General features: G+C 63.9%; 22 protein-coding genes. 14 read left to right on the plus strand and 8 right to left on the minus strand.

The window, feature by feature from the left end; genetic code table 11:
• Positions 1-11 precede the first annotated feature (11 nt).
• From B2585_RS04185 to B2585_RS04210, 6 genes are all read left to right on the plus strand, one after another.
• Positions 12-890, plus strand: a complete 879-nt coding sequence (locus B2585_RS04185; RefSeq protein ID WP_292020323.1) for an alpha/beta fold hydrolase — start codon at positions 12-14, stop codon at positions 888-890.
• 86 nt (positions 891-976) lie between these two features.
• Complete coding sequence (locus B2585_RS04190; protein ID WP_292020325.1) at positions 977-1,546, plus strand: methylenetetrahydrofolate reductase C-terminal domain-containing protein; 570 nt, start codon at positions 977-979, stop codon at positions 1,544-1,546.
• Positions 1,543-2,526 (plus strand): methylenetetrahydrofolate reductase, encoded by a 984-nt coding sequence (locus tag B2585_RS04195; protein WP_292020326.1) that lies wholly within the window; start codon positions 1,543-1,545, stop codon positions 2,524-2,526. The genes B2585_RS04190 and B2585_RS04195 overlap by 4 nt, the downstream gene beginning before the upstream one ends.
• Positions 2,527-2,643: 117 nt before the next feature.
• Positions 2,644-4,098, plus strand: a complete 1,455-nt coding sequence (locus tag B2585_RS04200) for an aminomethyl transferase family protein (protein WP_292020328.1) — start codon at positions 2,644-2,646, stop codon at positions 4,096-4,098.
• 49 nt (positions 4,099-4,147) lie between these two features.
• On the plus strand, positions 4,148-5,566 hold the full coding sequence (locus B2585_RS04205; protein ID WP_292020330.1) for a phenylacetate--CoA ligase family protein: 1,419 nt from the start codon (positions 4,148-4,150) through the stop codon (positions 5,564-5,566).
• On the plus strand, positions 5,566-5,982 hold the full coding sequence (locus B2585_RS04210; protein ID WP_292020332.1) for an acyl-CoA thioesterase: 417 nt from the start codon (positions 5,566-5,568) through the stop codon (positions 5,980-5,982). The genes B2585_RS04205 and B2585_RS04210 overlap by 1 nt, the downstream gene beginning before the upstream one ends.
• 88 nt (positions 5,983-6,070) lie before the next feature.
• Here B2585_RS04210 and B2585_RS04215 read toward each other — a convergent pair whose 3' ends face one another.
• The 6 genes from B2585_RS04215 to B2585_RS04240 form a co-directional block, all read right to left on the minus strand.
• Positions 6,071-6,577: a MarR family winged helix-turn-helix transcriptional regulator gene (locus B2585_RS04215; RefSeq protein WP_292020334.1), complete on the minus strand. Its 507-nt coding sequence runs from the start codon at positions 6,575-6,577 to the stop codon at positions 6,071-6,073.
• A gap of 78 nt (positions 6,578-6,655) precedes the next feature.
• The gene (locus B2585_RS04220; RefSeq protein WP_292020336.1) at positions 6,656-7,369 is read right to left on the minus strand and encodes an ABC transporter ATP-binding protein; all 714 of its coding nucleotides are present in this window, start codon (positions 7,367-7,369) and stop codon (positions 6,656-6,658) included.
• On the minus strand, positions 7,362-8,111 hold the full coding sequence (locus B2585_RS04225) for an ABC transporter ATP-binding protein (RefSeq protein WP_292020338.1): 750 nt from the start codon (positions 8,109-8,111) through the stop codon (positions 7,362-7,364). The genes B2585_RS04220 and B2585_RS04225 overlap by 8 nt, the downstream gene beginning before the upstream one ends.
• The gene (locus B2585_RS04230) at positions 8,108-9,094 is read right to left on the minus strand and encodes a branched-chain amino acid ABC transporter permease (RefSeq protein ID WP_292020345.1); all 987 of its coding nucleotides are present in this window, start codon (positions 9,092-9,094) and stop codon (positions 8,108-8,110) included. Before B2585_RS04230 ends, B2585_RS04225 begins: the two co-directional genes overlap by 4 nt.
• Positions 9,091-9,954, minus strand: coding sequence for a branched-chain amino acid ABC transporter permease (locus B2585_RS04235; protein WP_292020347.1), 864 nt, complete (start codon positions 9,952-9,954; stop codon positions 9,091-9,093). The genes B2585_RS04230 and B2585_RS04235 overlap by 4 nt, the downstream gene beginning before the upstream one ends.
• 58 nt (positions 9,955-10,012) lie before the next feature.
• A complete protein-coding gene (locus B2585_RS04240) occupies positions 10,013-11,182 on the minus strand; it encodes an ABC transporter substrate-binding protein (protein ID WP_292020349.1) in 1,170 nt (389 codons plus the stop codon).
• 488 nt (positions 11,183-11,670) lie between these two features.
• Between B2585_RS04240 and rplJ the strand changes: the two genes are divergently transcribed.
• From rplJ to rpoC, 4 genes are all read left to right on the plus strand, one after another.
• Positions 11,671-12,183: a 50S ribosomal protein L10 gene (rplJ, locus tag B2585_RS04245; RefSeq protein WP_292020350.1), complete on the plus strand. Its 513-nt coding sequence runs from the start codon at positions 11,671-11,673 to the stop codon at positions 12,181-12,183.
• A 72-nt stretch (positions 12,184-12,255) separates the two neighbouring features.
• Positions 12,256-12,633: a 50S ribosomal protein L7/L12 gene (gene rplL / locus B2585_RS04250; protein WP_292020352.1), complete on the plus strand. Its 378-nt coding sequence runs from the start codon at positions 12,256-12,258 to the stop codon at positions 12,631-12,633.
• Positions 12,634-12,889: 256 nt separating this feature from the next.
• Positions 12,890-17,032, plus strand: a complete 4,143-nt coding sequence (gene rpoB / locus B2585_RS04255) for a DNA-directed RNA polymerase subunit beta (RefSeq protein WP_292020354.1) — start codon at positions 12,890-12,892, stop codon at positions 17,030-17,032.
• Between the two features lie 53 nt (positions 17,033-17,085).
• The gene (rpoC, locus tag B2585_RS04260) at positions 17,086-21,330 is read left to right on the plus strand and encodes a DNA-directed RNA polymerase subunit beta' (protein WP_292020356.1); all 4,245 of its coding nucleotides are present in this window, start codon (positions 17,086-17,088) and stop codon (positions 21,328-21,330) included.
• A gap of 170 nt (positions 21,331-21,500) precedes the next feature.
• Here rpoC and B2585_RS04265 read toward each other — a convergent pair whose 3' ends face one another.
• Together B2585_RS04265 and B2585_RS04270 are read right to left on the minus strand one after the other, a co-directional pair.
• Entirely contained in the window at positions 21,501-22,538 is a 1,038-nt protein-coding gene (locus B2585_RS04265) for a glycosyltransferase family 2 protein (RefSeq protein WP_292020358.1), read from the minus strand.
• Positions 22,539-22,553: 15 nt separating this feature from the next.
• The gene (locus tag B2585_RS04270; protein WP_292020360.1) at positions 22,554-23,192 is read right to left on the minus strand and encodes a hypothetical protein; all 639 of its coding nucleotides are present in this window, start codon (positions 23,190-23,192) and stop codon (positions 22,554-22,556) included.
• 399 nt (positions 23,193-23,591) lie between these two features.
• Here B2585_RS04270 and rpsL point away from each other — a divergent pair, with 399 nt between their 5' ends.
• The 4 genes from rpsL to B2585_RS04290 all read left to right on the plus strand — a co-directional run.
• A complete protein-coding gene (gene rpsL / locus B2585_RS04275) occupies positions 23,592-23,963 on the plus strand; it encodes a 30S ribosomal protein S12 (protein ID WP_150446916.1) in 372 nt (123 codons plus the stop codon).
• A gap of 12 nt (positions 23,964-23,975) precedes the next feature.
• Complete coding sequence (gene rpsG, locus B2585_RS04280; protein WP_292020367.1) at positions 23,976-24,446, plus strand: 30S ribosomal protein S7; 471 nt, start codon at positions 23,976-23,978, stop codon at positions 24,444-24,446.
• 27 nt (positions 24,447-24,473) lie between these two features.
• The gene (gene fusA / locus B2585_RS04285) at positions 24,474-26,597 is read left to right on the plus strand and encodes an elongation factor G (RefSeq protein ID WP_292020369.1); all 2,124 of its coding nucleotides are present in this window, start codon (positions 24,474-24,476) and stop codon (positions 26,595-26,597) included.
• An 83-nt stretch (positions 26,598-26,680) separates the two neighbouring features.
• Positions 26,681-26,793: GTP-binding protein (locus tag B2585_RS04290; protein ID WP_292019843.1), on the plus strand; the 113-nt coding region annotated here is incomplete at its 3' end.

The following is a 26,793-nucleotide window of genomic DNA, read 5'->3' on the forward strand; positions in this document are numbered from 1 at the left end:
AGGACGGACCCATGACACAGACGATCGACCCCCGTGAATGCAGTTGGGACGTGGATGGACTGACCCTCGCCGGGCTGGCCTGGGGGCCTGAGGACGGCACTCCGATTCTCGCCCTGCACGGCTGGATGGATCACGCGGCGAGCTTCGCCGAATTGGCCCCGCGCCTCACCGGCTGCCATGTCGTCGCGCTCGACCTGAGCGGACAGGGCCACAGCGGCCACCGCGCCGCGCATGCGACGTATAACATCTGGGACGACCTTCCGCAGATCGCCGACGTGATCGACCAGCTTGGCTGGGCTGACTGCGTGCTTCTGGGCCACTCGCGCGGCGCGAACATCTCGACCCTGTTCGCAGCCGCCCAGCCTGAGCGGGTGCGCGCCCTGATCGCGCTCGACTCGCTGGTGCCGGAACCCAGCGATCCGGAGGCCACCGTGACGACCTTGCGGGCCTTCATCGAACAGACGCGCAAGATGAAGGCGCGTGCGCCGCGCACCTTCCCGTCGCGCGCGGCCTATGTCGCGCGGCGGCAGGAACAGGGCAATTCCCGTCAGACCTCCGAGGCGCTGGCCGACCGCGCGCTCGAAGCCGTGGCCGAAGGCGTCCGCCTGCGTGGCGACCCGCGCCTGTTCGCGAGTTCTGCGGTCCGGCTCAGCCAGGCGGATGTCGAAACCGTCCTGCGCGGCCTCACCTGCCCGGTGCTCAACATCTGGGGTGACGCGGGCCTTTTGCACAAGCGCGACAAGGCGCAAGGGATGGTGCGCCTCGCCCGCGATGTGATCGCGGACTACACCTGCCTCGAGGTCGCGGGCGACCATCACTTCCACCTCGACCCTGATGCGGCAGAGCGCATCGCCCCGGCGGTTCTGACGTTCCTTGCCCGCGTGACCTGAGGGGTCGGCGGCGCCTCTTCTCCCAACAGTGTTTTGGACAGCGTGCCCTGCCGCGCTAACATGCCGGAACAAAAGGGAGGAACGCCATGTACGCCTTGCGCCGATTCGCCGTGCGCCGGTCACGGCAGTTCGAGTGGATCTACCAGCGGTTCGAAACCGTGCTCGCCGCGCTGGACCCGCTCCTGACCCGGATCGGCTACGGCAGGCTCGAACGTCCCGTCGCCTTTGTCGAAAAGCAGCTCAAGGGTCTCTTGTTCGACTGCCAGATGTGCGGGCAATGCGTCTTGTCCTCCACCGGCATGTCCTGCCCGATGAACTGCCCCAAGCAGCTTCGCAACGGTCCCTGCGGCGGTGTGCGCCCCGGTGGGTTCTGCGAGGTGAAGCCGGACATGCGCTGTGTCTGGGTCGAGGCCTGGGATGGCGCGTCGCGGATGAAGCATGGTGACAAGATCGAGGTCGTCCTGCCCCCCGTGGACCGGCGTCTGCACGGCAGCTCCGCCTGGCTGCGGGCGAGCCGTGAGCGGGTTCAAGCGCTCGCGGAATCGGTCGAGAGCAACCGAACGGCCCTCGCCCGCGCCTATCCCGAGGCCCGCAAGAGCGCCCCGACCTCAGCCCCGCTGACCGAAGAGACCCGCAAGGAGGGGGCCGCACGATGAGCCTGTTCTTTTCCGACCCGAACGCCATCCGCCCCTATGAGCCGATCCCCGAGGGGCACAAATCCGGCAGCGTGCTGGAACGTGTCCTGCGGGCCGGGGAATTCGCCGTCACGTCGGAATTGAACCCGCCCGACAGCGCGGACCCGGAGGACGTGTTCGCGGCGGCCAAGCCGCTGTCCGAAGTCACCGATGCGATCAACGCGACGGATGCGTCGGGGGCCAACTGCCACATGTCCTCGCTCGGGATCTGTTCGCTCCTCACCCGCACCGGCCACGGCTCGGTCTACCAGATTTCCTGCCGTGACCGGAACCGGATCGCCATTCAGGGCGATGTTCTGGGCGCGGCGGCGATGGGGGTGCGCAATGTGCTTTGCCTCACCGGCGACGATGTGGGGGCAGGGGATCAGCCGGGGGCGAAGCCGGTCTTCGACCTCGATTCCGTTTCGCTCATCCGCATGATCCGCACGATGCGCGACGAGGGCCGGTTCCTGTCCGGCCGGGAGATCGTCAAGCCGCCCCGGCTGTTCATCGGCGCGGCCGAGAACCCCTGTGTCGATCCCGTCGATTTCCGGGCCGAGCGGCTGGCCAAAAAGGTGGATGCGGGCGCGGACTTCATCCAGACGAACTACATTTTCGACATTCCCCGCTTTGAACGCTTCATGGAGCGAGTGCGCGACAGGGGGTTGGACAAGCGCGTGTTCCTGCTTGCCGGTGTCGGGCCGCTCGCTTCAGCCAAGGCTGCGCGCTGGATGCGCTCGAACGTGCCCGGTCTGCATATCCCCGACGCCGTGATCGACCGTCTGGAAAAGGCTGACAAGCCGGGGGAGGAGGGGCGCCGGATCTGTGTCGAGCTGATCCAGCAGGTGAAGGAGATCGCGGGCGTCTCGGGCGTTCACATCATGGCCTACCGGCGCGAACACCTCGTCGCGGATATTCTGCGCGAAGCGGGGATCGCACGCCCGCAAAAGGAAATCGCCTGACGCAAGACCGGCAAAAAGTCCGCGCCTCGTGTTGACATCGCAACGCCAACCCGTCATGTCATGTGTTGACACCGCAACGCATATCGTCTGCTGTCACGTCATGAAGGGAGGAAGCCCATGGCCATCAAATCCGACGGTCCCCAGTCGCTCGCCGAGCTGATGGAGACAATTCCGAACGTCACGGATCACCTGTTCCAGAACCCGCCGAAGAACGCGCTCACCATCTATACCCAGATGATGCCCGGCGACGGTGTTCGCCCCGAGTTCACGACGTGGCGCGATGAACAGACCGCCTGGCGCAACACCATCGCGGTGCATGACCAGACCTACCACATGCATTCGCTCCATGTGCGGGGCAAGGATGCGCTGGCCTTCACGCAGTATCTGTCGGTCAACACCTTCAAGAATTTTGAAATCGGCGCGGCCAAGCAGCTCGTCTGCTGTTCGCCCGAGGGCTATCTGATCGGCGACGCGATCCTCTATCACATGGCCGAGAACGACTACATGGTCGTGGGCAACCCGGCGACGACCGACTGGGTGAAATACAATGCCGAGACGCTCGACTACGACGTGACCACCGAAGAAGACCCGATGTGGACGCTGAACAAGAACAAGCGCCGCGAGTTCTACCGGTTTCAGGTCGAAGGCCCGAAGGCGTGGGAGCTTCTGGAGGAATTGAACGGCGGGCCTCTGCCCGAGATCAAGTTCTTCAAATCCGCCGAGATCAAGCTGGGCGGTCACACGGCGCGCGGTATGCGTCACTCGATGGGCGGGATGCCCGGGCTGGAGATTTACGGGCCCTGGGACGAGTATCGCGACGTGAAGCGGCTCATCCAAAAGACCGGCAAGAAATACGGCCTGCGCATGGTCGGCTCCATCGCCTATTTCACCACCGTGATCGAAAGCGGCTGGTGGGCCGTGCCCGTGTCCGGCGTCTATACCGGGCAGGGCACCGAAGACTACCGCCGCTGGATGTCGCCCAAGCACGCCTCGATGCGGATGTCGCTGGGCGGCAGCCTCTATTCCGAGAATATCGAGGATTACTACGTCACGCCTTACGACGTGAACTATGGCCACATCATCAAGTTCGACCATGACTACATCGGGCGCGACGCGCTCGAGGCGATGAAGGACAAGCCGCATCGCCGCAAGGTGACGCTTGTTTGGAACGCCGAGGACGTGATGAAGGTCCAGCAGAGCCAGCTCGAGGATACGGGCGAAGTGCCGCCGCTGCCGATCACCATGCCGCTCGCCGCCATCGCGCGGATGCACTACGACCGGGTCGAGGACACGGACGGCAACATGATCGGGCTCGCGACCTATCCGGGCTACACGGCGAACGAAAAGGCGATGATGTCGCTGGCCTCTGTGGACATGGATTTTGCCGAGCCGGGCACCGAGGTCGTCCTGATCTGGGGCGAAGATGGCGGCGGGAGCCGCAGCGCGGGCAACATCGAACCGCACCGTCAGGTGAAAATCCGCGCCACGGTCGCGCCGAGCCCGATTTCCAAGGCCGCGCAAAGCTATCGCTCGGACATCGGCATCAAGCGCGGCTCGCTCGAGGACGCGTAATGGATGACCCCGGCGGCACGCCGCCGGGGTTTCGTCGAGGGAGGACGACATGACGACAGCGACGACACGGGCGGATGAGACCCGCACGGCGTGGAAAGCGGTTCTGGAGAAATACCACGAAGACCGCGACGCGCCGCTGAACGAGGATTACTGGTCGGACAAGGACACATGGTCGCGCGACCAGATCCGCGCGGTGCAGGATGAAAAGATCGCGGCCGTCGCACCGTTTCTATATGAAAACAGCGACTTCTACCGTCGCCGTTTCGACAAGCTGGGCGTCGCGCCCACGGACCTCAGGGACGTGGACAGCATGATCGCCAACTGGCCGGTCGTGACCAAGCAGGAGATGATGGAGGACGCCGAGGCGCATCCGCCCTATGGCACCTACACCACTTGTGGCGAGGCTGAATGGGCCGACCGGGGCTGGATGCTGTTTTCCTCCTCCGGCTCCACCGGCACGCCGCGCGTGTTTCGCTACACCCATTTCGACCGTCAGTATTGGGAGCAGGCGAACGCCCGCGCGCTTTATTCCGGCGGTCTGCGCAAGGGCGACGTGGGCCTGCCGATGACCGGCTTCGGCCCCCATGTCTTTGCTTGGGGCGTGCAATACACGCTGGCCAAGATGGGTCTGCCTGTCGTGCCGGGCGGCGGGATGGACGGCCATGCCCGCGCGTCGCTCATCGAACGGTTCAACCCGACCACGCTGATCTGCACGCCGTCCTACCTGCTCTACCTCGGCCGGGTGATGCAGGACATGGGCAAGGACCCCGCCAAGACCTCGGTCAAATGGCTGGTCACGGGGGGCGAGCCGTTTTCGGGTGTCGCGGGCACGCTGGAGCGGATTCAGGACCTTTGGGGCGCCAAGTCGCTCGAATTCTATGGCTGCACCGAGGCTTCGCCCCATTGCGGCGGCTATTCCTGCCCGGAATACCAGGAGGGGGATGAGCCGTTCATTCACCTGATGGAGGACATTCAGGTCTGGGAAACGGTCGATCCGAACGGCCTCACCCCGGTGGCCGAGGGCGAGCGCGGGCTGACGGTCTGCACGAACCTGAACTCGGAAAGCTCGGCCCAGCTTCGGTTCCTCGTCGGTGATTACACCCGCCTCAGCCATGAGCCCTGCGCCTGCGGGCGCAACCATGTGCGCGGCATGGGATGCATGACGGGCCGCTCGGATGACCTCATCAACCTGCGCGGTATCAAGTTCTTCCCGGTTCAGATCGAGGAAGCCGTGCGCGCCTATCCCGGAACGGGCGACGAATTCCAGATCCGACTGACCACTCAGGAGGATGGGCTGGACGTGATGACCGTGGTGGTCGAACACCCTGACGGCAACGTGGCCGGCGACGTGGCGAAAGCGATCCGCACCCGTTGCGAAATACGCTGCGCGGTCGAGGTGGCGGCACCGGACAGCCTTCCGAAGTCGGAAATGAAGGCCAAGCGGGTCTATGACGAGAGGAACAAGTGATGTTGTCGAGCACCCTGACACGCCGCGTCGAATGGGGCGATTGCGACCCTGCCGGGATCGTCTTCAACCCGCAGTTCTTTCGCTGGTTCGATCACGGCACCACGATGCTGTATGAGGCCGCGGGCTGGCCCAAGCAGGAGATGCTCGCGCGGTTCGACGCCGCGGGCTGCCCGCTGGTCGATACCCGCGCAACGTTCAAGGCGCCCTGCCGCTATGGTGACGACGTCGAGATCACGACCGAAATCGCCGAAGTGAAAGAGCGCAGTTTCGACATCCGCCACACGCTCACCAAGGACGGCAAGGTCTGTGTCGAAGGCACGGAAACGCGTGTCTGGACAATGAAAGACCCGGAACGCGGTATCAAGTCCGCCCCGATCCCCGCCGAACTCGTGGCCCGCTTCAAGGGCGAAACCTGAGCCTCTTTCCGGTCTTGAAATATCCCGGGGGGTCCGGGGGGCTGGCCCCCCGGCGGGTCGCCGCGGGCCCCGGTCCGTGGCGAAAGCGCTAGAGCCGGTCCACGTTCTTTCGCATCAGGCGGATCACCCGCAGGAACGCCTCCAGATCATCCGGGTCGGCCCCTTCGATCAGCTTTTTCTCGCGTTCCAGCGCAGCGGCGAGGATTCGGTCGTGCAACTCGTATCCGGCGGCGTTCAGCTCCCAGGTCCGTCGCCGGGGATCGCTTTCCATCGCTTCGAAGTCCACGAGCCCCAACTCGGCCAGCTTGTTGAGCGACCGGCTCGTCGCGCCCTTGTCGATCGAGATGACCTCGACGATCCGCGCGGCGGGAATGCGCGGCTCGATCGCCAGCATGGAAATCACGCGCCAGTCGGCAATGCCGATCCCGAAGGTTTTCAGATATTCCGATGACGCGCCCAGCGAGAGCGCGTTGTTCACGGACGACAAAAAATAGGGGATATAGGTGGTGATATCGACGATATCCCGCCCGTCCTTGTTGCGGCGGGTCGGGCTTGAAATCCGGCCCTCGGGACACACTGTCCGGTCACCTCTCACTGCGGCACGTCCTGTCTTGTTCGTCCGTTAACGACATCCACCTGTCCGCTCCGCCACGCCAAGTCAAGGTTGCGGGCCTCATGCGCCGGCCAGTCCGACGCCGACGTGGCGTTCGATGATCGACGGATCGGCCCGCAGAGCCTCGGCGCTCGCGTCCTGCACGATCTCGCCGGCGTCGAGGATGATGACACGGTCGGCGAAGTCGAGCGCGAGTTCGGTGTGCTGTTCGACGAGGAGGAGCGTGTGGCGCCCGTCGGCGGACAGCGTCTCGAACGTCTCCATCAGCATGTCGCAGATCACCGGGGCCAGCCCTTCGAGCGGTTCGTCCAGCATCAGCACCTCGGGTCGCCCCATGAGCGTGCGCGCGATGGCAAGCATTTGCTGCTCGCCACCCGACAACTGCCCGCCGCCGTTGCGCCGCCGCTCCTTGAGCCGAGGGAAGAGCGCAAAGGCCTCCTCCAGCGTGGCATCGCCGCGCAGGCCGGAGAGCAGGTTCTCCTCGACCGAGAGGGACGGGAAGATGTCGCGCGTCTGCGGCACGAGCCCAAGCCCGGTGCCCGCCCGCCGGTGCGGCGCCACCCGGTCGATGACCCGCCCGCCCATCGCGACGTGGCCGGAATGAAGCTGCGTGAGCCCCATGATCGTGCCCAGAAGCGTGGTCTTGCCCACCCCGTTGCGCCCGATGATGGCAAGCCGCTGGCCCTTGGGCACGTCGAAGCTCACGCCATGCAGAACGGTCGTGTCGCCATAGCCCGCCACAACGTTGTCCAGCGACAGGATCGGATCAGCCATGATTGCGCCCTCCGAGATACAGGTCCCGCACCTGCTGGTTCGCCGCGATCTCCTCCGGCGTGCCCTGGGTCAGGATCGCGCCGTTCACCAGCACGATGATCGACCGCGCAACGCGAAAGACGAGCTTCATGTCATGCTCGATGATGAGCACGGCAAGGTCGTCGGGCAATGCCTCGATCGCATCGGTGATGAGGTGGCTGTCCGAAGACGGCACCCCCGCCGCCGGTTCGTCGAGGATCAGAACACGGGGCTTCAGCATCAGCGTCATCGCCATCTCGACCAGTCGCTGCTGTCCATAGGCAAGGTCATCGACCCGCTTGTCGCCCATATCCATCAGGCGGAATGCGCCGAGTTGCGCGTCGATCTCGTCCTCGGCCTCGCCCCAGCTATCGGCCCGCCGGAACCAGGCGCGTCCCCGTTCGTCGCGCTCTTGTTGGGCCAGGCGAAGGTTCTGGCGCACCGTGAGATCGCGAAACAGGGTGGTGATCTGGAATGTCTTGGCGACGCCTGCCTTGACCCGCTGCGCCTCGTTCAACGCCCGCAGGTCCTGTCCGTCCAACGTGATCTCGCCCGCGCTTGGGGTGAGAATGCCGGTGATGAGGTTCGAGAACGTCGTCTTGCCTGCCCCGTTCGGCCCGATCAGCGCGGTGCGCGATCCGGGCGGCAGGTCGAGGTGGATGTCCTGCGCGACCGTCAGCCCGCCGAAACTCTTGTTGAGGCCGCGTACCTGAAGCCCGCTCATGTCCGCCCCCGCATCAGACGCGCGAGGGCCGTGGGCAGGTGGGACAGCCCCCTTGGCAGGAAGAACACGACGCCCAGAACCATCAGACCGATCAGGAACAGCCAGTTGAACGGATCGGCCGCGGCGGCGACGTGATGCACCGTCATGAAGATGACCGTCCCGATCACCGCACCGTAAAGCCGCCCGGTGCCGCCGAGGATAAGCATGATGAGCGCCTCGGCCGACAGGTTGAAGCTGTAGACCTCAAGGCTCACGAGCTGCGTCACCTGTGCGGCGAGCGCCCCCGCGACCCCGGCGATACCCCCGCCCAGCGTATAGGCCAGCACGAGCCGCCGGTAGACAGGCGCGCCGATGGCCGCCATGCGCTCGGGGCTTTCGTGGATGCCCTTGAGGCTCAGCCCCAGCGGCGCATTGGCCAGCCGCTTGAGCAACAGGAACACCGCAAAGACCACGACGAAGACGTACCAATAGGCCGTCTTGCCGATGAAATCGAACTCGAAGAGCCCCACCACGGGCTCCATCCGGATACCGCGCAACCCGTCTGCGCCGCCGGTCACATCACGCGCCTTGTTCGCGATCTCGTGACAGATGGAGGCGACGGCGATGGTCAGCATGATGAGCGTGAGGCCCCGCGCGCGCATCAGAACGAGGCCGGAGACGAAGGCGAGCACGGCCCCCGCCAGCGCACCCACGACCAGACCAGGCAGGGGCGCGGCGGTCACATGAACCGCGAACAGCCCCGCGGCATAGGCCCCGGTGCCATACATCGCAGCCTGTCCCAGCGTGGCGATGCCCGCGAACCCCAGAACGAGGTCGAGCGACAGGACCAGCAGCACCATGATGAGGATGCGGGTCAGGAAGGCGAGGTTGTAGGGAAACAGGAAATAGGCCGCGATGACGACAGCGATCAGGATCGCTTCGCCGAGGAACGGAACACCCGCGATCCGGCCCGTACGTTTGGGGGTGATGGTCGTGTCGCTCATGCCGTGCGCCCCCACAATCCGTTGGGTCTGAGTGCCAGGAACAGGATGATGCAGCCGTAGAAGAAGATCGTCCCGAAGTCGGGCACGAGGTAGCGCGTCGCGGTGTCGAGGATGCCAAGTCCCAGCGCAGCCGCGAACGAGCCCGAGATCGACCCCATGCCGCCCACCGCGACGACGATCAGGAACAGCACCATGTAGCGCAACGGGTAATAGGCCTCGATCGGCATCATCTCGGCCCCCAGGATACCGCCGAGCGCGGCGAGGCCCGCGCCCAGGCAGAAGGTGACGGAATAGATTAGCCCGGTGTTGATCCCGATGGCGGACGCGGTCGCGCGGTTGTCGACGGCGGCGCGCAGGCGGATGCCGAACCGGGTGCGGTCGATCAGGAGCCAGAGCCCCGCGATCACCGCGATCCCGACGCCGATGACGATCAGCCGGTGCAGGGGCAGGGTCCGGAAGCCGAGGTCGACGCTCTGGGCCAGCACCTCGGGCAGCGGCAGGGCGAGCAGCGATGAGCCGAGCAGACGGTTCACGGTCGCGATCATCAGGAAGGTCAGGCCGATGGTGGCCAGCACCTGTTGCAGATCCCCGAAGCCGTAGATCCGGCGATAGATCAGCCGTTCCAGCGGCCAGGCGAGCGCGACGGCACCTGCGATGCCCAGCGGCGCGGCGAGCCAGAAGCTCATCCCCTGATCGGCGATAAGCCAGTGCCCCACGGCCCCGCCCACCAATGCGAACCCGCCATGCGCAAGGTTGATGACCCGCATCAGGCCCATCGTCACCGACAGGCCGACCGAGATCATGAACAGGATCATGCCATAGGCGACCCCGTCGATCAGGATGTTGAGGATAAGCGACATGTGTGCCTGCGTCGTGTTCAGGGACGCGGGCGACCCGAAGGGCCGCCCGCCGTCAGTCTTACTCGGGCCAGCCGAGGTCGCCCACGGTGGCGATCACGCCCTTTTCGCGGTTGACCAGCATCCCGCTCTCATCATCCCGCTCAACTTCGCGGATATAGACGTTCTGGATCACGGTCCGGGTCTCGGGGTCCATGGTCAGCGGGCCGCGCGGGCTTTCCCATTCCATGCCAAGCACGCTTTCCACGGCCGCCGGGCCGTCCGAGCCTGCATTCTTGACCATCTCGTAGATGACATGGGTGCCGTCATAGGCGCCGATGGTCGCCCAGTTCGTCACCGCGTCCGGATGCATCTCGGTATTCTTGGCGATGAATTCGCGGTTCAGGTCCGAGTCGTGGTCGGCGGAATAGTGATAGGCGGTGGTCAGCCCGATGGCCGCATCCCCGAACGCCTGAAGGTTCGACTCCTCCGTTTCGGCGGTGCCAAGGAACATGATCCCTTCGTCGCGCAGGCCGTTCTCGTTATAGGTCTTGGTGAAGCCGAAAGTCGGGGGGCCGCCCGGCAGGAAAGTGAACAGCGCGTCCGGCGACTGCTCGCGGATCGACTGGATGAAGGGTGTGAAGTCGGTGGTCGACAGCGGCATCCGGATCGAATCCAGGATCGTGCCCCCCGCCTCTTCAAAGGCCGCGACAAAGGCGTTCTCGGCATCGATGCCGGGACCGTAATCGGTGACGGTGGTCACGACCTCGCGGATGCCCTGCTCATAGGCCCATTCGGCCATCGGCGCGGAGACCTGCCACAGGGTATAGGACGTGCGCAGATAGAAATCCGACTGGGCGTTGATAGCGCTGGTGGCGGCGTTGAAGATGACGAGCGGCGTCTCGGACTGGTCGAGCAGCGGCGCGACGGCCAACGCGTTCGGCGTGAAGACGTAGCCCGCAAGGTAGTCGACCTGGTCCTTGATGAGCAGCTCCTGCGTCAGCGCGCGGGCCTGATCCGGGTTCGGGCCGCCGGAATCCTTGTAGACGAATTCGATGTCATGCTCGCCCGCGGTGGTGCCGTTCTGAGCCTGATAGACTTCGATCGCTTCCTGGAACTGTTTGCCGTAGAGAGCGAAGGGGCCGGAAAACGGCGCGACCACGCCCACTTTTATCGTATCGGCTTGTGCGCCGAGGCTCGTTCCAAGCAACAGGACAGCCGCGGCCGAAAGGCCGGTGAGATTGAGTTTCATAGTATCCTCCCTTGGCCGGTTTCGAGTGCCGGCGTTCTTTCAGGTTCCCCATGATGGGTTGCGATGTCAACAAAGAATTGCAATCGCAACACGCGGGCTTGATGCCACGGGTGCAGTGCGCCGCGCAGAATGTTCAGCGTGGGGCAGTGCCACCCCCGGTGCAGGCCAGAATGCGCTGTATGCGCCAAAGCTTGCCTGCGGGCGCGAAAAATGTCATATTCCGTCTTGGAATTCCCGACCCGACCGGCTAGTTAAGCCAAACGTAACCAGCGTGCGATTCGTCGTGCGCTGTTTTGCGTTTCGTCCGAGACGGCGGGTGGAGCAATCCATAAATCCTGCCTGAGACGGGAAAAGACCAGATTTCTTCGGGCCACCGACAGGTGCCTCGGGTGATCTTGGACGGACCCGTAAGGACCCGACCATCGGGTGCCTGCACCCGGTGAAATAAGAGCCGGAGGGGTCACACCCTCCATACTTGGAGTGAAACTGTGGATAGAGCCCAGAAAGAGAAAGTGGTCGAGGAACTCGGCCAGATCTTCGAAAGCTCTGGCGTCGTTGTGGTTGCCCACTACGAAGGCCTCACGGTTGCTGAGATGCAGGACCTCCGCGCCCAAATGCGGGAAGCGGGTGGTTCGGTGCGTGTTGCCAAGAACAGGCTCGCCAAGATCGCCCTTGAAGGCAAACAGGCGGCTTCGATCGCCGAATACCTGACGGGCATGACCGTACTCGCCTATTCCGAAGACCCCGTGGCTGCGGCCAAGGTCATGGATAAGTACGCCAAGGATAATGAAAAGCTTCAGATCCTTGGTGGTGCTATGGGCGAGGAGGCACTCGACACCGCTGGTGTCGGCCGTGTCGCCAAGATGCCGTCGCGCGAAGAGCTTCTCGCTCAGATCGCCTCGTGCATTGGCGCGCCCGCGTCGAACATCGCCGGTGCCATTGGCGCCCCTGCTTCGAACATCGCATCCATCCTTTCCACCATCGAGGAAAAGGCTGCGTAAGCAATCTAGAGGCCGACGTAGCGTTGCAATCGCTCACGTTGGAACACACCTTAAAGAAACGGAAACAGTACTATGGCTGATCTGAAGAAACTTGCTGAAGAGATCGTGGGTCTGACCCTTCTCGAAGCTCAGGAACTCAAAGAGATCCTCAAAGACGAATACGGCATCGAGCCCGCTGCTGGCGGCGCTGTCATGATGGCCGGCCCGGCTGGCGACGCCGGTGGCGCTGCCGAAGAAGAGAAGACGGAATTCGACGTTGTTCTCAAGTCGGCTGGTGGCAACAAGATTGCCGTCATCAAGGAAGTCCGCGGCATCACCGGTCTTGGCCTGAAAGAAGCCAAGGACCTGGTCGAAGCCGGCGGCAAGATCAAGGAAGGCGTCGACAAAGCCGAAGCCGAAGACATCAAAGGCAAGCTGGAAGCAGCTGGCGCCGAGGTGGAACTGGCCTGAGGCCTGCGGAGCGCAAGCTCCGGCGCGAAAATCGAGGCTGGGTCCGGAGAAATCCGGGTCCAGCCGAACCTGTCTTGGCGAGGGCCATATCGAAGCAGCGGCTTCGGTGACCTTCCCCAAGGCGCGGTTCAAGGATCGGGCGGAGACCTGTGGGAAGGTTTCCAGGTATGGATCCGAACCCCCGTTTCGAGCGGCCAGCAGACCGGTGCCCCGGCGGTCTTGCGGTCAGTGAGAAAACAATAAAGGTGCACACCTTATGGCGCAGTCCTACCTTGGCCAGAAACGTCTTCGTAAATACTACGGCAAAATCCGCGAAGTGCTGGAGATGCCGAACCTGATCGAAGTGCAGAAGGCCTCTTACGACCTCTTCCTCAACTCCGGTGACGAGCCCGAGCCGATGGACGGCGAAGGCATCAAGGGTGTCTTCCAGTCGGTCTTCCCGATCTCGGACTTCAACGAGACCGCGACGCTGGAATTCGTCCGCTACGAGCTCGAGCATCCGAAATACGACGTGGAAGAGTGCCAGCAGCGCGACATGACCTATTCCGCGCCGCTCAAGGTCACCCTGCGTCTGATCGTGTTCGATGTGGACGAGGATACCGGCGCCAAGTCGGTCAAGGACATCAAGGAACAGGACGTCTTCATGGGCGACATGCCCTTGATGACCCCGAACGGCACCTTCGTGGTGAACGGGACCGAGCGCGTCATCGTGTCCCAGATGCACCGCTCGCCGGGCGTCTTCTTCGACCATGACAAAGGCAAGACTCACAGCTCGGGCAAGCTGCTCTTCGCCTGCCGCATCATTCCCTATCGCGGCTCCTGGCTCGACTTCGAATTCGACGCGAAGGACATCGTCTTCGCGCGCATCGACCGCCGCCGGAAACTCCCGGTCACGACCCTGCTCTATGCGCTGGGCCTCGACCAGGAGGGCATCATGGATGCCTATTACCAGACGGTCGAATACAAGCTCGAAAAGAACAAGGGCTGGGTGACCAAGTTCTTCCCCGAGCGGATTCGCGGCACGCGCCCGACGACGGACGTTGTCGATGCCGACAGCGGCGAAGTCCTGTTCGAAGCCGGCAAGAAGGTCACGCCGCGCGCGGTCAAGAAGCTGATCGACGCGGGCAATGTGCAGAACATCCTCGTGCCGTTCGAGGCCATCACCGGCCGCTACGTCTCCAAGGACATCATCAACGAAGAAACCGGCGCGATCTATGTCGAGGCCGGTGATGAGCTGACGATGGAATACGACAAGGGCGGCGATTTCATCGGCGGGACGGTCAAGGACCTCGTCGATGCGGGCGTCACGACGATTCCGGTGCTCGACATCGACAACGTCACGGTCGGCCCGTACATGCGCAACACGATGGCGGCGGACAAGAACGTGAACCGCGACACCGCGCTCATGGACATCTACCGCGTCATGCGCCCGGGCGAGCCGCCCACCGTCGAAGCCGCGTCGAACCTGTTCGACCAGCTCTTCTTCGACAGCGAGCGTTACGACCTCTCCGCCGTGGGCCGCGTGAAGATGAACATGCGCCTGAACCTCGACGCCGAGGACACGCAGCGCACCCTGCGCCGTGAGGACATCATCTCCTGCATCAAGGCGCTGGTGGAGCTTCGCGACGGGCGCGGCGACATCGACGACATCGACCACCTCGGCAACCGCCGGGTGCGTTCGGTCGGCGAGCTGATGGAGAACCAGTACCGCGTCGGGCTGCTCCGCATGGAGCGCGCGATCAAGGAGCGCATGTCGTCGGTCGAGATCGACACGGTCATGCCGCAGGACCTCATCAACGCCAAACCGGCCGCCGCCGCGGTGCGCGAATTCTTCGGCTCCTCGCAGCTGTCGCAGTTCATGGACCAGACCAACCCGCTCTCCGAGGTTACGCACAAGCGGCGTCTCTCGGCGCTCGGGCCGGGCGGCCTGACCCGCGAACGTGCGGGCTTTGAGGTGCGCGACGTTCACCCGACCCACTACGGCCGGATGTGCCCGATCGAAACGCCGGAAGGCCCGAACATCGGTCTTATCAACTCGCTGGCCACCTTCGCCCGCGTGAACAAGTACGGCTTCATCGAAACCCCCTACCGCGTCGTGAAGGACGCTCAGGTGACGGATGAAGTCCACTACATGTCCGCGACCGAGGAAATGCGTCACACCGTGGCGCAGGCGAACGCGACCCTCGACGAGGGCGGCAAGTTCGTGAACGAGATGGTCAACACCCGCCAGTCGGGCGAATACACGCTCGCCCCGGTCGACAGCGTCGACCTGATCGACGTGTCGCCGAAACAGCTGGTGTCGGTCGCGGCCTCGCTCATCCCGTTCCTCGAAAACGACGACGCCAACCGCGCCCTCATGGGTTCGAACATGCAGCGTCAGGCGGTTCCGCTTCTGCGGGCCGAGGCGCCGCTGGTCGGCACCGGCATCGAGGGCAAGGTCGCCGTCGACTCCGGCGCGGCCATTCAGGCCAAGCGGGCCGGCGTGATCGACCAGGTGGACGCCACGCGTATCGTTATTCGCGCCACTGCGGATCTCGAGCCGGGCGATCCGGGCGTCGACATCTATCGTCTGCGCAAGTTCCAGCGGTCGAACCAGAACACCGCCATCAACCAGCGCCCGCTGGTGAAGGTCGGTGACACGGTCGGCAAGGGCGAAGTGATCGCCGACGGCCCGTCCACCGACCTCGGTGAACTGGCGCTCGGCAAGAACGTCGTCGTCGCCTTCATGCCGTGGAACGGCTACAACTACGAGGACTCGATCCTGATCTCCGAGCGCATCGCGCAGGACGACGTGTTCACCTCGATCCACATCGAGGAATTCGAAGTCGCGGCCCGTGACACCAAACTCGGGCCGGAAGAGATCACGCGCGATATCCCCAACGTCGGCGAGGAAGCCCTGCGCAACCTCGACGAAGCGGGCATCGTCTACATCGGTGCCGACGTGGAGCCGGGCGACATTCTCGTGGGCAAGATCACACCGAAGGGCGAAAGCCCGATGACGCCGGAGGAGAAACTGCTCCGCGCCATCTTCGGTGAGAAAGCCTCGGACGTGCGCGACACCTCGCTGCGGGTGAAACCGGGCGACTACGGCACCGTCGTGGAAGTGCGGGTGTTCAACCGTCACGGCGTCGAAAAGGACGAACGTGCGCTTCAGATCGAGCGTGAAGAGGTCGAGCGCCTCGCCCGTGACCGGGACGACGAACTCGCGATCCTCGACCGCAACATCTATGCCCGTCTGCGGGACATGATCGAAGGCAAGACCGCCGTGAAAGGCCCCAAGGGCGTCAAGTCCGGGTCCAAGATCGACGAGGAGCTTCTCGGCAGCCTGAGCCGTGGCCAGTGGTGGCAGCTCGCCCTCGAAAACGAGGCCGACGCCCAACAGGTCGAAGCTCTGAACGCGCAGTACGAGGTGCAGAAGCGTGCCCTCGAGCACCGCTTTGAGGACAAGGTCGAGAAGGTGCGTCGTGGCGACGACCTTCCGCCGGGTGTGATGAAGATGGTCAAGGTCTTCATCGCCGTGAAGCGCAAGCTTCAGCCGGGCGACAAGATGGCTGGTCGTCACGGGAACAAGGGTGTCATCTCGCGGGTCGTCCCGATGGAAGACATGCCGTTCCTCGGCGATGGCACTCCGGTCGATTTCTGCCTCAACCCGCTCGGCGTGCCGTCGCGGATGAACGTGGGTCAGATTCTCGAAACGCACATGGGCTGGGCCGCACGCGGTCTGGGTCTGAACATCGACGAGGCGCTGGGCGAGTACAAACGCTCCGGCGATCTGACCCCGGTGCGTGACGCGATGAAGCTCGCCTATGGCGACGACGTCTATGCGGAAGGCATCGAGGGCATGGACGAGGATCGTCTCGTCGAGGCAGCCTCGAACGTGACGCGCGGTGTTCCGATCGCAACGCCGGTCTTCGACGGCGCGAAGGAGCCCGAGGTCAACGACGCGCTCACGCGTGCCGGCTTCGATACCTCGGGTCAGTCGGTGCTCTTCGACGGCCGCACGGGCGAGCAGTTCGCGCGCCCCGTGACCGTCGGCGTCAAGTACCTGCTCAAGCTGCACCACCTGGTCGACGACAAGATCCACGCGCGTTCGACCGGCCCGTACTCGCTCGTCACCCAGCAGCCGCTCGGTGGTAAGGCGCAGTTCGGTGGTCAGCGCTTCGGCGAGATGGAAGTCTGGGCGCTCGAAGCCTACGGCGCCGCCTACACGCTGCAGGAGATGCTCACCGTCAAGTCGGACGACGTGGCAGGCCGCACCAAGGTCTACGAGTCGATCGTCAAGGGCGAGGACAACTTCGAGGCCGGCGTGCCGGAGAGCTTCAACGTGCTCGTGAAAGAAGTCCGGGGTCTCGGCCTCAACATGGAACTCCTGGATTCGGAAGGGGAGCCGGATGAGTGAGGCGCTGAGCCTCACCCCATCCCCCCAACCGGAACAGATTTGAGGAAATCCAAATGAACCAGGAACTTACAACCAACCCGTTCAACCCGCTTGCGACGCAAAAGATCTTTGACGAGATCAAGGTGTCGCTCGCGTCGCCCGAACGGATCCTTAGCTGGTCGTATGGCGAGATCAAGAAGCCTGAGACGATCAACTACCGGACCTTCAAGCCCGAGCGCGACGGCCTGTTCTGCGCCCGTATCTTTGGCCCGATCAAGGATTACGAGTGCCTCTGCGGCAAGTACAAGCGCATGAAGTATCGCGGCGTCGTCTGCGAGAAATGCGGTGTCGAAGTGACGCTCCAGAAGGTGCGGCGCGAGCGTATGGGCCACATCGAACTGGCCGCGCCCGTCGCGCACATCTGGTTCCTGAAGTCGCTTCCGTCCCGGATCGGCCTCATGCTCGACATGACGCTGCGCGATCTGGAGCGGATTCTCTACTTCGAGAACTACGTCGTGATCGAGCCGGGTCTCACCGACCTGCAATACGGTCAGCTCATGAGCGAGGAAGAGTTCAACGACGCTCAGGACACCTACGGCATGGACGCCTTTCAGGCGAACATCGGCGCCGAGGCGATCCGCGAAATGCTGGCGGCCATCGACCTTGAAAGCGAGGCCGAAACGCTGCGCGCCGATCTGGCCGAAGCGACGGGTGAGCTGAAGCCCAAGAAGATCATCAAGCGGCTCAAGGTCGTGGAAAGCTTCATCGAATCCGGCAACCGCCCGGAATGGATGATCCTGACCGTGATCCCGGTCATTCCGCCCGAACTGCGCCCGCTGGTCCCGCTCGACGGTGGCCGGTTCGCGACCTCGGACCTCAACGACCTGTATCGCCGCGTCATCAACCGCAACAACCGCCTCAAGCGGCTGATCGAACTGCGCGCGCCGGACATCATCGTGCGTAACGAGAAGCGGATGCTTCAGGAATCCGTCGATGCGCTGTTCGACAACGGCCGTCGCGGCCGCGTCATCACGGGGGCCAACAAGCGCCCGCTGAAGTCGCTGTCGGACATGCTCAAGGGCAAGCAGGGCCGCTTCCGCCAGAACCTTCTGGGCAAGCGCGTCGACTTCTCGGGCCGGTCGGTCATTGTGACCGGGCCGGAGCTCAAGCTGCACCAGTGCGGCCTGCCCAAGAAGATGGCGCTCGAACTGTTCAAGCCCTTCATCTACTCGCGGCTGGAGGCCAAGGGCCTCTCGTCCACGGTGAAGCAGGCCAAGAAACTGGTCGAGAAAGAGCGCCCCGAAGTCTGGGACATTCTGGATGAGGTCATCCGTGAGCACCCGGTTCTGCTGAACCGCGCGCCCACGCTGCACCGTCTCGGCATCCAGGCGTTCGAGCCGATGCTCATCGAAGGCAAGGCGATCCAGCTTCACCCGCTCGTCTGTTCGGCGTTCAACGCCGACTTCGACGGTGACCAGATGGCTGTCCACGTCCCGCTCTCGCTGGAAGCCCAGCTGGAAGCGCGCGTGCTGATGATGTCGACCAACAACGTGCTGTCGCCCGCCAACGGCGCGCCGATCATCGTGCCGTCGCAGGATATGATCCTCGGCCTCTATTACATCACGATGGAGCGTAAGGGCATGAAGGGCGAAGGCATGGTCTTTGCCGACGTCGACGAGGTTCAGCATGCGCTGGACGCCGGCGAAGTGCACCTGCACACCAAGATCCAGGCCCGTATCAAGCAGATCGACGAAACGGGTCAGGAAATCTTCAAGCGGTTCGAGACGACTCCGGGCCGGATGCTTCTGGGCGCGCTCCTGCCGCTCAACGCCAAGGCGCCGTTCGATCTCGTCAACCGGCTCCTGCGCAAGAAGGAAGTGCAGCAGGTCATCGACACCGTCTACCGCTACTGCGGCCAGAAAGAGTCGGTCATCTTCTGTGACCAGATCATGTCGATGGGCTTCAAGGAAGCCTTCCGGGCCGGCATCTCGTTCGGCAAGGACGACATGGTGATCCCGGACTCCAAGTGGACCATCGTCGACTCCGTGCGCGAGCAGGTGAAGGAGTTCGAACAGCAGTACATGGACGGCCTCATCACTCTTGGCGAGAAGTACAACAAGGTGGTCGACGCCTGGTCGAAGTGTTCCGATCAGGTCGCCGACGCGATGATGGCGGACATCTCGGCCGTGCGCGTGGACGATGCGGGCGCCGAAATGGAGCCCAACTCGGTCTACATGATGTCGCACTCCGGTGCCCGGGGGTCCCCGGCCCAGATGAAGCAGCTCGGCGGGATGCGCGGCCTGATGGCCAAGCCGTCGGGTGAGATCATCGAAACGCCGATCATCTCGAACTTCAAGGAAGGCCTCACCGTGCTCGAGTACTTCAACTCGACCCACGGCGCCCGTAAGGGTCTGGCCGATACCGCGCTCAAGACCGCGAACTCCGGGTATCTTACCCGCCGTCTCGTGGACGTGGCGCAGGACTGCATCGTGCGCGACCGCGACTGCGGCACCGAGAATGCGATCACCGCGTCTGCGGCGATCAACGACGGTGAAGTGGTGGCGACTCTGGCCGAGCGTATCCTGGGCCGCGTGTCGGCGGACGACGTGCTCCACCCGGCCACCGAAGAGGTGCTGGTGGCGCGCGGCGAGCTGATCGACGAGCGCAAGGCAGACCTCATCGACGATTCCGGTGTGCTCTCCATGCGCATCCGCTCGCCGCTGACCTGCGAGTCCGAAGAAGGCGTCTGCGCGGCCTGCTACGGCCGTGACCTCGCCCGTGGTACCAAGGTGAACGTCGGCGAAGCCGTCGGCATCATCGCGGCACAGTCCATCGGCGAACCCGGCACCCAGCTGACGATGCGGACCTTCCACATCGGCGGCATCGCGCAGGGTGGTCAGCAGTCCTTCCAGGAAGCGGGGCAGGGCGGCAAGATCGAGTTCCGCAACGCCAATACGCTTGAGAACGCTTCGGGCGAGATGATCATCATGGGCCGCAACATGCAGGTCGCTATCGTCGACGACAACGGCGTCGAACGGGCGAGCTACAAGCCGGGCTACGGTTCCAAGCTGCTCGTCAAGGATGCGCAGACCATCGAGCGGGGCGACAAGCTCTTCGAATGGGACCCGTATACCCTGCCGATCATCGCGGAAGCGGGCGGCACGGTGAAATTCGTCGACCTCGTCTCGGGCATCTCCGTGCGTGACGAAACCGACGATGCCACCGGCATGACCCAGAAGATCGTGACCGACTGGCGCTCTGCGCCCAAGGGCTCGGACCTCAAGCCGGAACTCATCCTCGCGGATGCGGATGGCGAGCCGGTGCGCAACGATCAGGGCAACCCGATCACCTACACGATGTCCGTGGACGCCATCCTCTCGATCGAGGACGGGGCCGACGTGCAGGCCGGCGACGTGATTGCCCGGATCCCGCGCGAAGGTGCCAAGACCAAAGACATCACCGGTGGTCTGCCGCGGGTCGCGGAACTGTTCGAAGCCCGTCGCCCGAAAGATCACGCGATCATCGCCGAAATCGACGGCTACGTCCGCTTCGGCCGCGACTACAAGAACAAGCGCCGCATCTCGATCGAACCTTCGGACGAGAGCATGGAGCCGGTGGAATACATGGTGCCCAAGGGCAAGCACATTCCAGTGGCCGAAGGCGACTTCATCCAGAAGGGCGAGTACATCATGGACGGCAATCCCGCGCCGCATGACATTCTCGCCATCATGGGGGTCGAGGCGCTTGCAGACTACATGATCGACGAGGTGCAGGACGTCTATCGCCTCCAGGGCGTGAAGATCAACGACAAGCACATCGAGGTCATCGTGCGCCAGATGCTCCAGAAGTGGGAGATCATGGACTCGGGCGAAACCACGCTGCTCAAGGGCGAGCATGTGGACAAGGCCGAGTTCGACGCGGCGAACGAAAAGGCGGTGTCCAAGGGCGGTCGCCCGGCGGAGGGTCAGCCGATCCTTCTCGGGATCACCAAGGCCTCGCTCCAGACCCGGTCGTTCATCTCGGCGGCGTCGTTCCAGGAGACCACGCGGGTCCTCACCGAAGCCTCGGTGCAGGGCAAGCGCGACAAGCTCGTCGGTCTCAAGGAAAACGTCATCGTGGGTCGCCTGATCCCGGCCGGCACCGGCGGGGCCACCATGAAGGTGCGCTCCATCGCGCAGGAACGGGACCGCAAGGTCATCGACGAAGCGCGGGCCGAGGCGGAAGCTGCGGCGGCACTGGCCGCTCCGGCGGAAGAGGTCGATCCGTTCGGCGACAGCGGGCTTGTCGAAACGCCTGAGAGCGGCGACGAACAGCCTTGATCTGCTGACACAAGACACAGGAAAAGCCCCGCCCCACCGGCGGGGCTTTTTCGTTGGGCTTTCCGGTCGGAAAATATCCCGGGAGGTCCGGAGGGCAGCGCCCTCCGGGGCCTTCGCGGCCCGAGCGCAGTTCGACATGTGCGGGCGTCAGCCCGCGCCGTCTGGAAACGTCAGGTCGCTGGGCCCTTGGCCGGGCGGCTGTGAGCGGGGAGTGCCTGGGCGGTCTCCCGATGGGCCGCAATGGCCGGATAGGCCTCATGCGGCCTGCCGAGCTTGTCCGCGATGGCCATGAGGTAGTCGGCGCAGCACAGGTGGTGGAGCCTCAGCACACCGGGTATCGCCGTCAGCCGCGCGTATTCCGCATCGAACCGCTCGGCGTATTTCAGGGCCGCGCCGTCCTCGTCCTCGTTATGATCGAAGCGCAGGAAAAAATCGTCCGTGTAGCGGTCCAGAAGCGCCGCCGCGCCAAGCGTGCCCTTCTTCAACAGGAACCGCTCGCGCGACTGGAGCGCGTAATGGTTCACCTGAGCCAGCTCGTGCGTGATCCGGTCGCGGGGCGTGCCGTTGGCGGGCGACTGTTCCGGCGAGTAGCCTTCGAGGGGGGAACCATCGGCCAGCACGATCCGGTTCGCGGCGTCCTCCCACGCGCCCGGCCCCTGCCACTCCTTCGGCCCGTGGGACCGCAGCCAGCCCCAGTGCGCGGGCGTCCGGGTGAGGCATTTGAACTGCGTGTTCTGCTGGGCGTCCGGCGCGGCACAGCGCAGGGTCGAGCGGTGGACAAGCTGATCGACCCAGGCTTCCGCCCCGTCGGTCCCGTAGATCTTCCAATGCACCGCCATCGCCTCGGCGCCCTCCGGCCAGGCGGCGACAAGGTCGGACAGCAGCCCCTCGCCGGGATGGATCACGAGGAACTCGTCCGTGTCGCAGACCCAGGCCCATTGTGCTTCACGCAGGATGTCCTGCTTCGCGGCCAGACGGTGTGCCTGCGGCTGCGGCGGGCGCGCAGGGTCCGGCTGGTGCTTTTTCTGGGTCAGGACCCCTTCGCGCTCCAAAAGCCGCAGGAGCTGCGGCGAGTGGTCCGTGCAGTCGTTATGCATGACGAGGATCCGGTCGAATCCGAGCATCCGGTACCAAGCGACCCATTCCAACAGGAACGGGCCCTCATTGCGCACAGACAGAAGCGCGAGGCTGCCGGGAACCGTGGCCATGCCGCGGCCCGCCGGTCAGTCCTGCCCGACGAGGAAGAACTTCCCGTCGCTCAGGGCGAAGTCGAACCCGCCGGTCCCGCTCCCCGTTGCCGTGCCGGTGGCCGCGCTGGCCCGGCCCTGACGGGTCACGTCCCGGAACGCGCCGTTGAGGGTCAGCGTGGCGTCGCTTTCCTGCCCGGTGGAGTTGTCGCGGATGTTGTCCGTGCCCGCAGCGGTGATGGCAGTGCCCGTCACCCCGCCGTTCAGAAAGACCTCGCCCGAGAAGTCACGGTTGAGCGACCCGTCGCCATTGTAGAGCGCGAACTCGTCCGCCGTGCCCGTGACCGTGCCGTTGTTGAGGTTGTTCACCGTCATGCTCAGCGCCCCGGTCATGAAACCGTTGACGTCCCCCGTGGCATCCGCCCCGAAGCCGCCAAGGTAGGTCGCGCTCCCGCTGTTGGGCATGTTCGTGGTCGCGTCCTGCCCCTGGATGAACTGGTAGGCGGCCTGGAAATCGGCCTCGCCCGCGGGATCGTCCAGACGCGAAACGTCGACACCGGGCGAACTGTCGAGAAGCTCGGCCCCTTGCCCGGAGATGGCCTGACCCCCGAAGATCGCGCACCCGCTCATGGCGGTACAGGCGGCCAGAGCCGCGGTAATCTGAAGAATATTCATTGTCTGCTCGCCTCGATTGCTCAAAAATGGTGGGCGGTTGTTCCGCCCTACCGAATGTCCTTGATTATCCGCCTGAAACGGCTTTTTTGCAAGGACGATAGGCTTTTCGGGCGCGCGCCGCGGATTCTGGCCCATCGCCGTTGACAAGGCATACGACTCCCCATATACGGCGCGCACCCGGACAACAGGGGAAGTGTCTCCGCCCGTCCGTCTGCAGAACTGAAGTGGCCATGATCCGGGCCTTGTGCCCCGATCCTCTGATGAACCCACCGCGTCGCCCCGGCTGACTGGGGCGGGTGCGGTATCTTGCGTTTTTCGGACGCGAAAGGCGCTGAAATCTGAATGAACCGGGGCGCGCGCCCCACGAACATAGTGTTGCAACACGGGGAAACGAGCCCAATGCCAACGATCCAACAGCTGATCCGCAAGCCGCGGCAGCCGAAACGCCGGACCAACAAGTCCATGCACCTCGAGGGGAACCCGCAGAAGCGCGGCGTCTGCACCCGGGTGTACACAACGACCCCGAAGAAGCCGAACTCCGCCATGCGGAAAGTCGCCAAGGTCCGTCTGACCAATGGCTACGAAGTCATCAGCTACATCCCCGGTGAGAGCCACAACCTGCAAGAGCACTCCGTCGTGCTCATCCGTGGCGGCCGTGTGAAAGACCTTCCGGGTGTCCGTTACCACATCCTTCGCGGTGTGCTGGATACCCAGGGCGTCAAAGACCGTAAGCAGCGTCGTTCGAAATACGGCGCGAAGCGTCCGAAGTAAGGAGAGAGCGGAATGTCCCGTCGTCACGCCGCTGAAAAGCGCGAAATTCTGCCTGACGCCAAGTATGGCGATAAGGTTCTGACCAAGTTCATGAACAATCTCATGATCGATGGTAAAAAGTCCGTCGCCGAGAAAATCGTCTACAACGCGCTGGGTCGCGTCGAGGACAAGGTGAAGCGCGCGCCGGTGGAAATCTTCCACGAAGCGCTCGACAACATCAAACCCTCGGTCGAGGTCCGCTCGCGCCGCGTCGGTGGTGCCACCTACCAGGTGCCGGTCGAGGTTCGCCCGGAGCGCCGTGAAGCCCTCGCGATCCGCTGGCTCATCACCGCCTGCCGTGCGCGCAACGAAAACACGATGGAAGAGCGCCTCGCCGGCGAACTGCTCGACGCGGTCAACGGCCGCGGCACCGCCGTGAAGAAGCGCGAAGACACCCACAAGATGGCCGACGCGAACCGCGCGTTCAGCCACTACCGCTGGTAACCGAACACTCCCGAGAGGCCCATTCCAATGGCACGCGTATATCCCCTCGAACGCTACCGTAACTTCGGCATCATGGCGCACATTGATGCCGGCAAGACCACGACCACGGAGCGCATCCTTTACTACACCGGCCGGTCCCACAAGATCGGCGAAGTGCACGACGGCGCCGCGACCATGGACTGGATGGAGCAGGAGCAGGAACGGGGGATCACCATCACCTCGGCTGCGACCACGACCTTCTGGCAGTGGCAGGAAGACCCGACCGACGAGGGCACCGATGACGTGAAGGTTCGCTTCAACATCATCGACACCCCCGGCCACGTCGACTTCACCATCGAAGTCGAGCGTTCGCTCGCCGTTCTCGACGGCGCCGTTGCGCTGCTCGATGGCAACGCCGGCGTCGAGCCGCAGACCGAAACGGTGTGGCGTCAGGCCGATCGCTACAAGGTTCCGCGTCTCGTCTTCGTCAACAAGATGGACAAGATCGGCGCCGACTACTTCAACTGCGTGCAGATGATCAAGGACCGCACCGGTGCGACCCCGGTTCCGGTGAACTTCCCGATCGGTGCCGAAGACAAGCTCGAAGGCATCGTCGACCTCGTCACGATGGAAGAGTGGGTCTGGCTCGGCGAAGACCTTGGTGCTTCGTGGGAGCGTCGTCCGATCCGTGACGACCTCAAGGCGACCGCCGACGAGTGGCGCTCGCACCTCATCGAGAACGCCGTCGAAATGGACGACGACGCGATGATGGCCTACCTCGAAGGCGAAGAGCCCGACATCCCGACGCTGCGCTCGCTGATCCGCAAGGGCTGCCTCGACCTGAAATTCGTGCCCGTCCTCGGCGGCTCGGCGTTCAAGAACAAGGGTGTTCAGCCGCTGCTCAACGCTGTCGTCGACTTCCTGCCGAGCCCGCTCGACGTGGTCGACTACATGGGCTTTGCGCCGGACGACGAGACCGAGACCCGCAACATCCCGCGTCGCGCGGATGACAGCATGGCGTTCTCGGCGCTGGCGTTCAAAATCATGAACGACCCCTTCGTCGGCTCGTTGACCTTCACCCGGATCTACTCGGGCGTCCTGAACAAGGGCGACAACATCATCAACTCGACCAAGGGCAAGAAAGAGCGCATTGGCCGGATGATGATGATGCACTCGAACGATCGTGAAGAGATCGAAGAGGCGTTCGCGGGTGACATCATCGCGCTGGCCGGTCTGAAAGAGACCACCACCGGTGACACGCTCTGCGCCACCAACGCGCAGGTCGTTCTCGAAACGATGACCTTCCCCGATCCGGTGATCGAAATCGCCGTCGAGCCCAAGACGAAGGCCGACCAGGAGAAGATGTCCCAGGGCCTCCAGCGTCTCGCTGCCGAGGATCCGTCCTTCCGAGTCGAAACCGACCTCGAGTCCGGTCAGACAATCATGAAGGGCATGGGCGAACTTCACCTCGACATCCTCGTCGACCGCCTCAAGCGCGAGTTCAAGGTGGAAGCCAACATCGGCGCGCCGCAGGTGGCTTACCGCGAGACCATCGGTCACGAGATCGAGCACACCTACACCCACAAGAAACAGTCGGGTGGGTCCGGTCAGTTCGCCGAGGTCAAGATGGTCATCTCGCCGACCGAGCCGGGCGAAGGCTACTCGTTCGAGTCGAAGATCGTCGGTGGTTCGGTGCCCAAGGAATACATCCCGGGCGTCGAGAAGGGCATCAACTCGGTCATGGACTCCGGTCCGCTCGCCGGCTTCCCGGTCATCGACTTCAAGGTCGCGCTGATCGACGGCAAGTACCACGACGTTGACTCGAGCGTTCTCGCCTTCGAAATCGCCTCGCGCATGTGTATGCGTGAAGGTCTTCGCAAGGCGGGCGCCAAGCTGCTCGAGCCGATGATGAAGGTCGAGGTCGTGTCGCCGGAAGAGTATACCGGCAACATCATCGGTGACCTCACCTCGCGTCGTGGCCAGGTGACCGGCCAGGAACCGCGCGGCAACGCGGTGGCGATCAACGCCTTCGTGCCGCTCGCCAACATGTTCGGCTACATCAACAACCTGCGCTCCATGTCCTCGGGTCGCGCGAACTTCACCATGCAGTTCGCCCACTACGAGCCGGTGCCGGCGAACATCTCGGAAGAGATCCAGTCGAAATACGCATAAGCAGCGGTGCGGGGACGTCCCCGCACCCTACCACACCGTAGGGTGGGCCCGAGAGGCGCACCGCCAAGATAAAGGAGGCCATCATGGCTAAGGAAAAGTTTGAACGTAACAAACCGCACTGCAACATCGGCACCATTGGTCACGTTGACCACGGCAAGACGACGTTGACGGCAGCGATCACGAAGTACTTCGGTGA

The sequence above is a fragment of the Maritimibacter sp. UBA3975 genome (genome assembly GCF_002384975.1).
Taxonomy (GTDB): domain Bacteria; phylum Pseudomonadota; class Alphaproteobacteria; order Rhodobacterales; family Rhodobacteraceae; genus Maritimibacter.

What these genes read in the sequence shown, in the direction of transcription:
- rpsG (WP_292020367.1), top strand. Translation starts at nt 23,976, where the DNA reads ATGTCCCGTCGTCACGCCGCTGAAAAGCGCGAAATTCTGCCTGACGCC.
- B2585_RS04230 (WP_292020345.1), bottom strand. Translation starts at nt 9,094, where the DNA reads ATGAGCGACACGACCATCACCCCCAAACGTACGGGCCGGATCGCGGGT.
- rpoB (WP_292020354.1), top strand. Translation starts at nt 12,890, where the DNA reads ATGGCGCAGTCCTACCTTGGCCAGAAACGTCTTCGTAAATACTACGGC.
- rpsL (WP_150446916.1), top strand. Translation starts at nt 23,592, where the DNA reads ATGCCAACGATCCAACAGCTGATCCGCAAGCCGCGGCAGCCGAAACGC.
- B2585_RS04210 (WP_292020332.1), top strand. Translation starts at nt 5,566, where the DNA reads ATGTTGTCGAGCACCCTGACACGCCGCGTCGAATGGGGCGATTGCGAC.
- B2585_RS04225 (WP_292020338.1), bottom strand. Translation starts at nt 8,111, where the DNA reads ATGAGCGGGCTTCAGGTACGCGGCCTCAACAAGAGTTTCGGCGGGCTG.
- B2585_RS04190 (WP_292020325.1), top strand. Translation starts at nt 977, where the DNA reads ATGTACGCCTTGCGCCGATTCGCCGTGCGCCGGTCACGGCAGTTCGAG.
- B2585_RS04240 (WP_292020349.1), bottom strand. Translation starts at nt 11,182, where the DNA reads ATGAAACTCAATCTCACCGGCCTTTCGGCCGCGGCTGTCCTGTTGCTT.
- rplL (WP_292020352.1), top strand. Translation starts at nt 12,256, where the DNA reads ATGGCTGATCTGAAGAAACTTGCTGAAGAGATCGTGGGTCTGACCCTT.
- B2585_RS04220 (WP_292020336.1), bottom strand. Translation starts at nt 7,369, where the DNA reads ATGGCTGATCCGATCCTGTCGCTGGACAACGTTGTGGCGGGCTATGGC.
- B2585_RS04185 (WP_292020323.1), top strand. Translation starts at nt 12, where the DNA reads ATGACACAGACGATCGACCCCCGTGAATGCAGTTGGGACGTGGATGGA.
- B2585_RS04265 (WP_292020358.1), bottom strand. Translation starts at nt 22,538, where the DNA reads ATGGCCACGGTTCCCGGCAGCCTCGCGCTTCTGTCTGTGCGCAATGAG.
- B2585_RS04205 (WP_292020330.1), top strand. Translation starts at nt 4,148, where the DNA reads ATGACGACAGCGACGACACGGGCGGATGAGACCCGCACGGCGTGGAAA.
- B2585_RS04200 (WP_292020328.1), top strand. Translation starts at nt 2,644, where the DNA reads ATGGCCATCAAATCCGACGGTCCCCAGTCGCTCGCCGAGCTGATGGAG.
- B2585_RS04270 (WP_292020360.1), bottom strand. Translation starts at nt 23,192, where the DNA reads ATGAATATTCTTCAGATTACCGCGGCTCTGGCCGCCTGTACCGCCATG.
- B2585_RS04235 (WP_292020347.1), bottom strand. Translation starts at nt 9,954, where the DNA reads ATGTCGCTTATCCTCAACATCCTGATCGACGGGGTCGCCTATGGCATG.
- rpoC (WP_292020356.1), top strand. Translation starts at nt 17,086, where the DNA reads ATGAACCAGGAACTTACAACCAACCCGTTCAACCCGCTTGCGACGCAA.
- fusA (WP_292020369.1), top strand. Translation starts at nt 24,474, where the DNA reads ATGGCACGCGTATATCCCCTCGAACGCTACCGTAACTTCGGCATCATG.
- B2585_RS04195 (WP_292020326.1), top strand. Translation starts at nt 1,543, where the DNA reads ATGAGCCTGTTCTTTTCCGACCCGAACGCCATCCGCCCCTATGAGCCG.